The following is a 13227-nucleotide window of genomic DNA, read 5'->3' on the forward strand; positions in this document are numbered from 1 at the left end:
CTATTTATGGATCCGTCAACTGCACTCCAGTACGTCGCGTTTGCGATCTTGCTGGGTGGAATTTACGGCCTCGTCGCGCTCGGGCTCACGATGATCTTCGGCGTGATGGACGTGATCAATTTCGCTCATGGCGCCCTGATGGTCGTAGGGATGTACATCGTCTGGTGGGGGACGAACGAGCTCGGACTCAGTCTGTTCCTGACGATTCCAATCGCAGTTATCGCGTTGTTCGTCCTGGGTGTCGGTATCCATCTCTCGACGATCGCGCCGATTATCGACTCTTCACAGGAGAACCAGTTGATCGTCACGTTCGGTGTCCTGTTGATCATCGTGAGTGCAATCGAAATCGTGTTTTCGGCGGATCCACAGCGACTCGAGTTCGGACTCGGATCGGTCCAGTTCGCAGGGGTGTACCTTCCATTAGGCCAACTGTACGCGTTAATAATCGCGGTGCTCGCCGTGATCATTGCCTGGGCTTTCTTGCAGTATACGCAACTCGGGCGGGCGATCCGCGGCACTGCCGACAACAGGGATGCAGCCCAGTACGTCGGCATCAACGTCCCGCGAATCGACTACCTGACGTTCGGGTTCGGTGCAGCACTCGCCGGACTCGCCGGCGCAGTGATTCCGTTGTTCCAATCGATCGATCCGCATCTCGGCGACGCGTATCTAATTAATGCGTTCGTCATCGTCGTCCTCGGCGGTCTGGGGTCGTTCCCTGGTGCGCTGATCGGCGGCATGATAATCGGCTTCGTACACGTGTTCGGACAGGTGTTCCTCCCTGGATCGGGGTATCAGATCGCAATCTTCCTCATCTTTATTCTGGTTCTCCTGTTGAAACCATCGGGATTGCTCGGAGGTGATGTCCATGAGTGAATCGACAGCGCAGACACAGCCGTCGCGAATCGATCGTGCCCGTCTCCGGTACCGAACGTTCCGTCGCCAGTGGTACTCGACAGCCGTTTTGCTCGCTGGAGTTTTCGGCATACTCCTCGTCTTACCACTCACACTGAATCTGTACGCGTTCGGACTGAGTCTCGGTACCTGGGTCAGCGTGCATATGCTGATCCTCACGCTCGTCTGGGCGACTACCGGACAAGCGTGGAACATGATGTCCGGCTATACCGGGCAGTTTTCGTTCGGACACGCCGCGTTCTTCGGACTCGGCGCGTACGGCACGATCATCCTGCTGAACACTGCGGGACTGAATCCGTGGCTCGGTATGCTGGTCGGCGCGACCATCGCTTCCCTGTATGGGTTGTTGATCGGGGTGCTCTGCTTTCGCTACGACCTTCGGGGACACTACTTCGCGCTAGCAACGCTCGCGTTCGCCGAACTACTCAGACACACCTTCAATACGGTGTCGCAACTCGGCGGAGCCAGTGGATTCTTTAGACCGCTTCCACAGGAGTACGCTGACGGCTTCGGACTGATCGCGTTCCAGTTCGAGAACGCCTTGCCATACTACTACGTCATCCTGGCGTTTCTCATCGTGGTCTCGGCGATCTCGCTCGTGATCAAACAGTCCCGGCTCGGACTGTATCTGTTCGCGATTCGAGAGAATGAAAACGCCGCGAGTGCCGTCGGCATTCCGACCTACCGGTACAAACTCGTCGGCATTACGGTGAGTGCGTTCTTCACCGCCTGGGCGGGTGCGTTCTGGGCGATGTACTTCAACACGATTCGTCCGGAAACGGTCTACGACATCCTCGTCAACGTCGAGGTATTGTTACCGGCGATCGTCGGGGGGATCGGCACCGTACTCGGCCCGATCGTCGGCGCGTTCCTCGTGATCCCGCTCGCCGAAATAGCTCGCCAGTCCGTCGATATCGCCGGATTCGACCACGTTATCTACGGAGTGCTCCTCATCGTGATCGTCCTCTACAGCCCGAAAGGGGTCGTCTCGTGGCCCGCTCGGCTCTTCGAACTGCTGGAAGACCGCGGACTGTACGAGAGTACGATCGATGACGAAAACATGGACAACGACGAATGACAGCTCCCAGCCCACTCTCAACGTTCGTTGCAACACTGTCATCCGATGCGCTCCCATCCGATGTTCGTGACCGCGCTGGACTCGTAATCGCTGATACGATCGGGTCGATCGTCGCCGGATCGACGACCGAACCCGTTCGAACACTCCAAGCACGGTATGCTGCTCGCGGCTCGGGACCGGCGTCCGTGCTCGGAACCAACTCGTCACTCCCGATCGAGCAGGCTGCAACGCTCAACGGCACTGCCGGGACGGTACTCGAACTCGACGAAGGGCACAAACGGGCGGCAGGCCATCCCTCGATCCACGTACTTCCAGCCGTGTTAGCCGTCGCCGAAGCCGACGACGGATCCGGCGAAGACCTACTCGCTGCGTTCGTCGCCGGCTACGAAACCGCCGCCCGCGTCGCACAAGCCTGCCAGCCCCTCGCCGACGGTTACCACCCGCACGGCGTCTGGGGTGTCGTCGGCGCAGCCGCGGGCGTGGCGAACTACCGCAGCCTCGAGGCCGAGACAGTTGCGAACGCGCTCAGTATTGCTGCGAACCACGCACAACACACTCGATTCGAAGCCGCCCTCGAGGGCGCAAGTGTCAGAGACACGTACGCCGGGATGGTGGCACCAGACGCCATCCGTGCCGTCGATCAAGCCCAAGCCGGCTTCACGGGACTCGAAGATGGAGTTCGTCGCCACCTCGAGTCGGTTACCGATGGTGCCATCAGCACGATTTCGGCTGACGATTTCGGAGAAGAGTGGGAACTCTGCAACGGCTACTTCAAGATTCACGCCGCCTGCCGATATACACACCCTGTGCTCGACGCAATCGACGAACTCGAGGACGAGACCGCGTTGGAGCTAACTGCGATCGATTCGATCGCAGTCGAGACCTATCCGGCGGCGGCCGGTCTCGGCGAACAGGCCCCTCAAACGCGACTCGAAGCTAAGTTTTCGATTCCGTTCGTAATCGCGACCCGGCTGGTCCACGGACACGCTGGGAAGGACGCGTTCGAACCAGCCGCGTTCAAAGAGGAGGTGTTCGAGCTCGCGACTCGAGTTACCGTCAACGCAAGGTCGGAGTTCGCCGACGCCCTCCCGGACAGTCGTGGCGCACGGGTAACAATCGAGCACGGCGAGACGGAATCGACGATAACCGTCGATCACGCCCGCGGTGGGGGAACGCGTCCGTTCAACGAGTCACGGCTCCACGAGAAGTTCGATTCACTCGTGACTCCCGTCCTCGGTGACTCGGCCGCCGAGAGGACGTGGGCACTGCTTCGATCCGAGGGTATGCCGGACGCTCGCACCCTGTGTGAGTCTGTCACACCGTGATAGCTCCTCACCGTCGCGGGATTTGCTTCCGAAAGCAGTCAGTTGCGGTGTTGTTTCGCCACCCATAAAAAGTAAGATGGTTCAATTTTGTGATGGTCTCTATCAAAAATCGACCGCCTCAGCGGGCGTCGCGACTGGGTCAACGAGAGTGGATTTCCCGCCAGCTGACATAACTCGACATTTGATACTATCCCGCGATCTTCTCACATTCAAATATAGTTCGATAATTATAGAGATTGGGTGTCGGGCGTAGCCGAAAGGCAGTCCACGATTGGATTCATAAAGGCGTTCGACAGCTGGCAGGTGACAAGGAACCGAATCACGTCGCATTTGATGAGACGGTGATTCAACGTGAGGAACATCGATATTGGCTGTACAGTGCTGTCGATCCAGTAACGAACAAGATACCCCATATACGGCAGTATCTGACGACAACAACCACATTGACAGAACGGTTCCTCGAGAACCCACCGAGAAATATGACCTCGACGATGCTGTATTTCTCGTCGATAAATCAAAATCTCTCCAGACTGTATTCCGCTGAACTGGCTCCAAGTTCGATATGAAAAGCATCGAGATCGGACCGCTTCTCAACATGTTTTTTATGAGATATAATACCATACCTCTTTGCTATCAAACTGTTTTAGTCGTGTACAATCATCTACAGCAGAACTGTCACCCCAGTTCTTCGTCGCCTGACACAATGAAACAAACTACACACGACCGGCCGAAATCAGCTGTGTTTGTTACCGTTTCGGAACTGACGGCCAGCGACGAGAAACACGACGATCGCCAGCAGCGTGACACTAACTCCGAAACCTGGTGTTCCGTCGTCGACATCTTCAGTCATGCTGTCACTGTCAGTCTCGCGGGCGCTCGAGTCATCGTCCACGCTAGACGGATCATCGTCATCAGCCTCGTCCGCGCTCGAGTGCTCATCGTCCACGTCAGGTAGTCCGACACCAACGGCAAACTGCGAGAAGCTGTCGACACCAGCACTGAAGCGAAGTTCGTCTTTCGTTTCGTCGATCACCGTCGTCTCGAGTGGGCGCCACTCGTCGGCGTCGGGGTCGAAGTGGTACAGCGAGACCGCGTTGGCGTCACCGTCAGCGGTCTCGAGCGCCTCGGCCGGCACGCTGAACTCGATCGTCGCCGAGTCGAGTTGGTCGGGCTCGAAGTCGGTGGCGATCTGGAGGTAGCCAACTGCCTCGAGACCTTGATCGAGGCCGCGAGCGTCGTCGCTGGTCGGCTCGCTGGCCTCGCGGATCGTAAGGTCAGTGTCGATTCGGTCGGTGAACTCGATGTGGAGTCGCTCGCTCGTGGCTGTTACGTGGTGCTCGGTTGCAGTGGGGTCAGTGGCGAACCGGAGATCAACCGTCCGAACATGACTGAACTGAAGCAGTGATTCGGAAATTCCGTTTCTAATCGTGGGAGTAACATCGGCGCGAAGGTCGCCACCTGAAATGTGAACTGACGACGTTTCGTCGCTGTTTACTGACGTGCTGGGACTACTCGTCCCACTTCCGGTCGACGGAACGGGCTCGACGGTCACTGTCTCGCTGGAGATGTCGTTAACGCTTCCAACGGTCACGTCACTCTCGCCGACGTCGCCGCTGGCCGTGGCCCACTCGAATGTCAATGTTTTCGACTCGCCGGCCTCGAGTTCGAGAGTATCGCTATCTTGCAGGTTGTCCTCGAAATCGCGAAATTCAAGCGACTGCTCACCATCTGCGGCCCAGTTGGTGACCTTCACAGTCACCTCGAGGGTCGTCCCTTCGGTGACTGGGGCGTTTGTCTCGGTGATGGCCACAGAGAAGAAGGGATCGGTGTCCTCCCACGCGAGCGTGGGGTACTGGTCGGTGGCGTGCCAAGTGTCGGTAAAGGCGAAGCCATTCATAGTCACGGTGGCGTTTTTCCCGTGCATCTGCCAGGTCTCGAGGCCCTCGCCGCCGCTGGAGTCGGACTGCCCCGTGGTTTGCGTGTCCCAGTAGGAGTACGTCACGTCGCCGCCGCCGGTGCCCACGAGTCCGCCGACGCTACCAGATTCGTCCCCGTCGTTCACTTCGCCGGCCGCGTACGATCGTTCGATCGTGCCGGAGTTGGAACTGGACGAAGGGTTGTGCCCGACCAGTCCACCGACGGCCCCGTCGCCGCCGACGTCGGCGGTCACGTACGAGTCGGAGACGGTCGCCTCGTACCCGGTCAACCCGACCAGCCCGCCGACTCGCTGACTTCCGTGAACATCACCGGTCACGTACGACCGCGCGATGGTACCGTAATTTGCACCGACGATCCCCCCGGTATCCGACCCGCCCACGATAGACGCGTTCTCGAGTCCGACGTCGCGAATCTCGCCTTCGAAGTCGTGGCCGCCGATGGCGGTGAACAGGCCGACTTTATCCTCGTCTGGTCGGTCGATCGTCAGGGCCTCGACGACGTGACCATCGCCGTCGAACTCGCCCGCAAATGGCGACTCCGAGTCGCCGATCGGGTCGAACCCGTCGCCGTCGTGCCAAACGTCGGCCTCGGCGGCATCGACGGCTCCTTCGAGGACGTAGTGGGCGTCGAGTGCCGCCCCGATCGCCTGCAGTTCGGCCGCGTTCGCGATCCGGTAGGGCGCCTCGTCCGTCCCCTCACCCTCGTGGGCCAGCCAGAGCGAGTGGTCCACCACGAGCGTCTCGGCCGACGGCGTAGCGGTCGTCGAGTTGGATCGGTAGCCGTCCGCCTCGAAGGTCATCTCGTAGCCGCGATCGCCCGGAACGACCGTGAACTCGTAGGTGCCGTCCGCGTTGGTCGTCGTTTCGAAGACGGTGCCGTCCGCGTCGGCCGTCACGGTCGCCCCTCCGAGCGCGTCGCCGGTTACCCGGTCACTTACGCTTCCCTCGATGGTCGAATCGCCCTCGAGCATGATCGGAACCGAGACCGTCGCACCCGAGTCGACTTCGTCCGTCGTGGCAGTCGACTTCTCGTAGCCCGTGGCGTTCACGGTGACGGCGTACTCGTCGTCCGTTCCGGGAACCGTCACTTCGAGCGTGCCGTCGTCGCCGGTCGTCTCCGCCGGTTCGAACTGTGCGCCGTCGTCATCGCGCTCGATCGTCAGCGAGACGTTCTCGAGGCCCTCGTCGGTGACCGAGTCAGTGGCATTTACCTCGAGCGTGGCGTCGCCGTCGAGCAACACCGACTCGGACGGTGTCGTGACTCCGGGCTCCTCGATGAGTACGTCGAGCTCGGTCGGCTCGTAGCCAGCCGCCGCCACGACGACGGCGTACTCGACGCCGCTCGGCAGTTCGGTGACGGAATAGGTGCCGTCACCGTCGTGGCTCCCTTCGTAGGTGCCAACGCCGTCGACCGGCGTCGCTTCGACGGTCGCACCCTCGAGGCCGTCGCCGAACTGCTCGCCGACGACGTCGAGCTCGAGTGCGCCGTTTCCAGTCAGCGCGACGTCGACCTCCTTGGTCCCGTCGGCGTGAATGGATTCCGTCCCGGCGTCGAAGCCGTCGGCTCCAGCGGTGAACGTGTAATCGTAGCCGCCGACGACCTCGGTCAGCTCGTAGCTGCCGTCGGCGTCCGTCTCAATCTCGTAGGCCAGGTCGGCGTCGACGCGCTCGTCATCGATCTCGAGTGAGACGGCCGCGTCGGCGATCGGTTCATCAGTCACCGCGTCGGTTACCGCTCCGAAGACAGTTTCCTCGCCGGGTTCCAGGAGGGCGACGTCGATCGTCTCGCTGCCACCGGCTCGCAGCACCGTCTCGCCGCGTTCGGTCTCGGCTTCGTAGCCGTCGGCGGAGGCCGAAACGTCGTACGTCGTATCGATGTCCGTATAGCCCGGGACGGCCACCTCGTACTCCCCGTCGGCGTCCGTCGCGCTCTCGATAGTGAACGCCGTTCCGGTCGCATTCTCGGTGACCTCGAGCTCCACAGCCTCGATCGGGTCGCCGGTGAGTCGGTCGGCCACCGTGCCGTCGATCGATGCCGAATACTCGAGCGCGGCTTCCAGTTCGGCTGTCTCGCCCGATTCGAGGTCGACGCCCTCGATCGTCACCGGCTCGTAGCCGTCGTTCGAGATTTCGAGGTCGTAGGCGTCGACGCTCGAGACAGCCTCGAACGCGATTGAACCGTCGACAGCCGTCGATCCCGTGTACGGTCCTGCGCCATCAGAGCCAACTGCCTCGACCGTCACGTCCTCGAGTCCGTCTCCGGTGCGTTCGGAGACGACGTCCACTTCGATTGCGGCGTCGCCGGACAGCTCGACGTCGAGTTCGTGGTCGGCTTCGTCCGCAACGTGCTCTTCGGGGATAGTGACTGGTTCGTACCCGTCTCTCTCGATCGTCATCTCGTAGTCGTGACCGCCGGGAAGTACGTCGATCTCGTAGCTGCCATCCGCGCCGGTCGTCGCACTGTACGCACCCGCGCCGTTTTCGGCGGTGACGGTCGCACCTTCGACTCCGCCGCCACTCTCGCCGTCGGTGACCCAGCCGGTGAGTTCGGCGTTGCCGCCTATGAAGAAGTTGCGGTTATTTGTACCGGAGTGTGGAGTGGTGGGGAGTGGGCGATCCCTGTATCCGTCTTTCGAGGCGGTGAGCGTGTAGGGCTGCCCACTGGGAACGGTGAACTCTATCCGATCGAAGCCATCGCCCGTAAACGCCGTTTCCCCCAAGCTCTCGCTCTCGACTGTCACTGTGACTCCCTTGAGTTGCTCCTGCGTACGGTTGTCTCTCGGGGTGATCCGTTTGTCCGCATCGCCGGTAAGCTCGAGGTCGACGCCGGTGACGTCCTCGCCATCAGCGACTGACGCCGCCGTCGTCGAGCTCCCTTCCCAGCCGTCTGGATCGGCGCTCACGGTGTACTCCTCGCCCGTTCCGGGCACGGGGATCGTGTACGAACCATCCTCGTCCGTCTCGTTCATGTACGTTCCCGCGCCGTTTTCGGCCGACACGTCGATGTCGGGCACGCCGGATTCGAACGTGGTATCTTCAATGTGGCCGCTCACGGTCGCGTTGCCCTCGAGTCCGATAACGACGTCTTCGACATCGTCGTCGACGGTGACGGTCGTGGCGTTCGCCTCGTAGCCCTCTGCGATCGCTTCGAGTTCGTACTCCTCGCCGGTTCCGGGCACGTCCTCGAGCGTGAATGCGCCGTTCTCGTCCGTCTGCACCTCGTCTTCGGTCCCATCGGGGTAAACGAGGATGACGCTCGCATCCTCGATCGGGACATCCGACGGAGAGTGTGCGTGCACGTCGACGACGGTTCCCTCGAGGCCCATGCCGAGATCGACCGGATCGGTCGCTGCCGTCCCGATGAGTCCGCCAGCGAAGGCACTCATTACGATGATAAAAACGATCGCCGTGAGCCGAAGCCCCCTCATCGATCCTCCGAGGTCAGTGTCGGCCCCGAGACAATCTGGCGTCCTCGAGTAGCCAGCCCTTGGATCCGTAGTCGACTGAGAGTCTCACACAACTCCCGAAAAGGCTGTGACAGTCGAAACCGAACGGATATCGGGCGATGAATAGATGGCATTCTTGCTCACAGATACTGATAGATAGCGCATAAACCGAATACCAGCGGATAGTGGTATGGCGAGGGATGCGTACTGCAGCGGTCGCTGCCGACTGCTTGGTCTACCTTTCTCCAAAATGACCTAAGTCGGACCGATAGAGTCGTACTGGCTGGCGCGTAACACAATCACAGACGTATGTATATCGTCGGGCTAATCGCTTACGCCGGGTCAGCACTCATCGGCGGTCTGCTAGCGGTCGCGTTATTGACTAAATACGACCGCCGACAGCCCTCCTTTACCTTCGGTCTGTTTCTGCTCGTCATCGGCTTTTGGGCGGCGGCGTACGTCGGCTATCTGGTCGCCTCGAGCGAGCAGTGGCTCCTATTTTTCATCCAGTTATCGTATTTGTCGGTCGTCTCTGCGCCTATCGTCTGGCTCGTCTTTGCACTCCAGTACACTGACCACGAGGCCTGGCTCTCGAGGCGACGAATCGCCCTGTTGTCGGTCGTTCCTGCGGGCGTCCTGACGCTTGTCTGGACTGCGCCATATCATTCGCTGTTCTACGCCGACACCGTGGTCACGATAGTCGACGGCGTCGCCCTGCTTGACACGCCACCGGCGATCGGCCACCGAATCAATATCATCTACGCCTACGGGCTGCTACTGGTCGGAACCGCCCTGATCGTCGCCGAAATTTTCACGACAAACCGGCTCTATCGTCGACAGTCGCTGGTGCTTTTGGCCTGTCTGAGCGCGCCGTGGGTCGCAAACGGCGTGTTCCACCTCGGTGTCCAACCGATTCCGACGGCGGATCTCACCCCAGTCATCTTCGTTCTCGCCGGCATCCCGCTGGCGGTGATCGTCCAGCGCACCGAACTCACCGGCTTCGTCCCGGTCGCCCACGAACGCGTCTTTCACACCCTCGATGACCCCGTCTTCGTTGTCACTAACTCGAATCGAATTCTCGATGTCAACCGCGCGGCTCGCATACTCGTCAACGCCGACAGTACCATCACATCTATCGAAGGCAGCGATATCACCGACGTGCTCCCAGAGACGCTGCTCGACGACGGCGGCCTCCATCCGAATCTCGAGACAGCCATGGAATGTATGATTGACGTCGACGGCAGGCCCCGACAGTACATCGCTCGCGTTCGCTCCATCGATCCGGACCGTCAGGATCCACGCGGCTGTATCGTTTCGTTGACGGACATTACGGTTCAAAAACGCCAGCAAGAGAACCTCGAGGCCAAAAACGAACAGCTCGAACGCCTCGCCAGCGTCGTCTCGCACGACCTCGCGACGCCACTCGCAACAGGCGAGAGTCTGGTCCACCTCATTCGCGCAGATACCGATGACGACGATCCGGAACTCGAGCAATCGCTCGACGATCTCGAGGCTGTCCACGCCCGACTACGGGAGTTCGCCGAGGCGCTCCCCGAACTCGCACGGGAGAGCACCGACGTCGAGTCACCGGTCGAGTGCGATCTCGAGTCCGTCGCGCACGCGGCGTGGGACGTCGTGGACACCGGTGAGTTGACGCTCGTGATCGAGTCAACACGGACGACCAGGGGCGATCCGCGGCGGCTGCAGCAGGCGTTCGAAAACCTGTTTCAGAATTCTGTCGAACACGGTTCGACGAACCCCGACTCGCACACTCGTCGGAACACCGTAGAGCACGGCTCTACGAGCCCTGTTTCGCGGGCTCAGCAGGATACCGTCGAACACGGCTCACCGGAATCCCGACCGGACGACTCTGAGATCGCCGTCGACGCCGATGTCGTCGAGCGGAACCAGGATCGAGGCGAATCCTGGGCGGACAGAATTACTCTTCCTGACGAGCAGACCAGCGGAACGAGAGCGGCGACCGACACTCGAGTGACGACGATTCGAGTCGGAACGGTCGGTTCGGCCATCGACGGTAGGGGCGACGGGACCGATTCCACCGGTCGAGAAACCGCCCAGCAACGTGGCTTCTACGTCGAGGACGACGGCCGCGGAATCCCACCCGAGCGACGCGAGCACCTCCTCGAGTTCGGGGTCAGCACGGGCTCCGGTGCGGGCTACGGGCTTGCCATCGTCCGAACCATCGTCGAAGCACACGGCTGGTCCCTCGAGATCGGCGAGGCGGCCGACGGTGGAGCGCGGTTCGAGATCCTCGAGGTCGACTGACCGATCTTCGGCGCACCACCGCATGGTGGTATGTGTTTTAGTATGTCGGGTGCCGACCTCTGAGCAGTGATATCGACAACGCGACCGACAAATCGACTCGCCTCTCCGAAGAAGAGGCGCCAGAGCGGTCGCGACTGACTCGTGGATACGGGAGACGGCCCAGCGGACGATGAGAAAATACGCCAATGACAGCACTGAACACGGACGCCGGATTGGACGACCAACACGCCCCGCCCCCAACGGTCGACGCGCTGCTCGTCGACGACGACGAAACGTGGGCGAGGACGCAGCGGCGAGTCCTCGAGCGGCACTACGACGCTATCTCTGTCTCGACGGCCCACACGCTTCAGGACGCCCTCTACGCCCTCGAGACGGGTTCCCCAGACTGTCTCATCTGTGACTACCAGCTCGGCGACGGCACCGGGCTCGAATTCCTGGAAGCGGTCAGACGCGACCACCCGAAGCTCCCCTTCGTGCTCGTCACCGGACAGGGAGACGAATCGGTCGCGAGCGAGGCGATCCGAGAGCGCGTTACCGACTACGTTAGAAAGGACGACTTGGCGGGCCAACCTGACCTCCTCGCCACGCGGGTCGCGTCCGTCGTAGAGGCCTATCGAACGGAACGTGCGCTCGAACGTGAACGGCGGAGCAAAGAGGCGTTGCGCAGACTGGTGACCGCCAGCACGACCAGACAGGACCTCGGCCGAGGCGTCTGCCAACACTTCGTCGACGAGCACCGGTACGCGTTCGCGTGGATCGGCGTCCTCGATCGCAACGGCGCGGTCGTCCCGTTCGCCACGGCCGGCGACGACAGCTACCTCGAAGCGGTCCTCGAGCCGGGAACGAAACCTGGTGACGGGACCGAGCCAGCGGTGACGGCGCTCGCACGCGGCGACACAGTCGCCGTATCGCCGATAGACTCCGTCGGCGAACCGCCGGAGTCCGTCAATGCCGAATCGAGAGCTGAAAACGCAGAATGTGGGCCCGATTCCGGCGAGGGGATCGACGGGGCCCGAAGCGTAGCAGAGTGGCGACAAGCGGCGCTCGAGCACGGCATTGGCTCTGCGATGGCCGTTCCCATCGAACACGACGATGTCCAGTTCGGCGTGCTCGCCGTCTACAACGACGGCGTCTCGTCCGACCGCCAGGCGAGGGAGTTGCTCTCCGAGTACGCTGAGACGGTTGGCTACGCGTTCCAGGCAACGGAGTGGCGACGGGCGCTGTTCTCGTCGACCGCCACGTCCCTCGAGATCACCGTCGCGGACGAATTCTCACCCCTCGTGGCGCTCTCCCGCGAACTGGCGCGAACGGCGACGATCGAGGTCGGAACCGTCATTCCCAGAAACGACGACGAAGTGCTCTATCTGGCCTCTATCTCGGATACGTCTGCGACCTCGCTCGAGGACGCCGTCGAGGCCGTGGCGTCCGTACGCTCGGTCGAAGTGTACGGGACCGACGACCCTGTTCGATGCGGGCTCGTCGTCGAGACGCCGGTGCCGGAAACGGTCCTCGTTGAGGTCGGGGGTCGATTCCGACGAACCGTCGTTGCCGACGGTCAGATGCGTATCTCGGCCTCCGTTCGGGCTACGGAGGCGGTTCGTCCCGTCATCGATCATCTCGAGGACGCGTTCGCCGACGCATCGGTGACGACGGTTTGGTCCGATCACCCCCAACCGGAGGATGCCGGCTGGGGTGGGCTGGAACGACTGACGGACCGGCAACGTCAGGTGCTGGAACTGGCGCTCGACGCGGGATACTTCGAGCGACCGCGCCGGCACAACACCGGTGAACTCGCGGCGATGCTCGATATCTCTCGAGCGACGTTCACTCAGCACCTACGAGCTGCGCAATCAAAGGTGTTCGAGGAACTAGTGTCTGAGTGAACCGGATTCGTCGACTGGTCCGTAATCAACCAGTCACTCACTGCTGGCCATCTCATGACCGACGGTTTCGAACGATCCTTATGGATCGCCAGACGGAGCCGCATTAATCCGTTAGAACTAGGGGGCGCTGTATAGTGGAAACCAGCGATGAGTCATATCTGACGGGGAACATTCAAAGTATTCGGAGCTCCCAGGCCGTTGTAAGCGTACGCAAGAAGCGTCTAGACAGGCGTTTAGAATCCGTCGACGTTCATTCTGTGAGAGACAGATGACAAACGACCTTGACGCCTCCACCAGTCGTGCTGGATCAGCACCAACTTCGTCCGCAAGATTGGGTGACAGGGCAACAATTGAAGT

6 protein-coding genes and 1 pseudogene are annotated in these 13227 nt (G+C 61.2%); 6 read left to right on the forward strand and 1 reads right to left on the reverse strand.

Annotated features, from left to right (window positions below; genetic code table 11):
* Positions 1-6: 6 nt before the first annotated feature.
* The 4 genes and pseudogenes from BLT08_RS15715 (at position 7) to BLT08_RS23440 (ending at position 4017) form a co-directional block, all read left to right on the forward strand.
* Positions 7-876 carry a branched-chain amino acid ABC transporter permease gene (locus BLT08_RS15715; protein WP_245724240.1) on the forward strand — a complete coding sequence of 290 codons (870 nt, stop codon included), beginning with the start codon at positions 7-9 and terminating at the stop codon, positions 874-876.
* Positions 869-1993 carry a branched-chain amino acid ABC transporter permease gene (locus tag BLT08_RS15720; protein WP_090309694.1) on the forward strand — a complete coding sequence of 375 codons (1125 nt, stop codon included), beginning with the start codon at positions 869-871 and terminating at the stop codon, positions 1991-1993. Before BLT08_RS15715 ends, BLT08_RS15720 begins: the two co-directional genes overlap by 8 nt.
* Entirely contained in the window at positions 1990-3318 is a 1329-nt protein-coding gene (locus BLT08_RS15725; RefSeq protein WP_090309697.1) for an MmgE/PrpD family protein, read from the forward strand. Before BLT08_RS15720 ends, BLT08_RS15725 begins: the two co-directional genes overlap by 4 nt.
* Before the next feature lie 108 nt (positions 3319-3426).
* Positions 3427-4017, forward strand: a pseudogene (locus BLT08_RS23440) (IS6 family transposase).
* Between the two features lie 34 nt (positions 4018-4051).
* Here BLT08_RS23440 and BLT08_RS15735 read toward each other — a convergent pair.
* Positions 4052-8641, reverse strand: coding sequence for a carboxypeptidase regulatory-like domain-containing protein (locus tag BLT08_RS15735; RefSeq protein ID WP_245724242.1), 4590 nt, complete (start codon positions 8639-8641; stop codon positions 4052-4054).
* A gap of 369 nt (positions 8642-9010) precedes the next feature.
* Between BLT08_RS15735 and BLT08_RS15740 the strand changes: the two genes are divergently transcribed.
* Together BLT08_RS15740 and BLT08_RS15745 are read left to right on the forward strand one after the other, a co-directional pair.
* On the forward strand, positions 9011-10987 hold the full coding sequence (locus tag BLT08_RS15740; protein ID WP_090309705.1) for a histidine kinase N-terminal 7TM domain-containing protein: 1977 nt from the start codon (positions 9011-9013) through the stop codon (positions 10985-10987).
* Positions 10988-11172: 185 nt separating this feature from the next.
* Complete coding sequence (locus BLT08_RS15745; RefSeq protein ID WP_090309708.1) at positions 11173-12870, forward strand: bacterio-opsin activator domain-containing protein; 1698 nt, start codon at positions 11173-11175, stop codon at positions 12868-12870.
* Positions 12871-13227 lie beyond the last annotated feature (357 nt).

The sequence above is a fragment of the Natronorubrum texcoconense genome (assembly GCF_900100335.1).
Lineage (GTDB): Archaea > Halobacteriota > Halobacteria > Halobacteriales > Natrialbaceae > Natronorubrum > Natronorubrum texcoconense.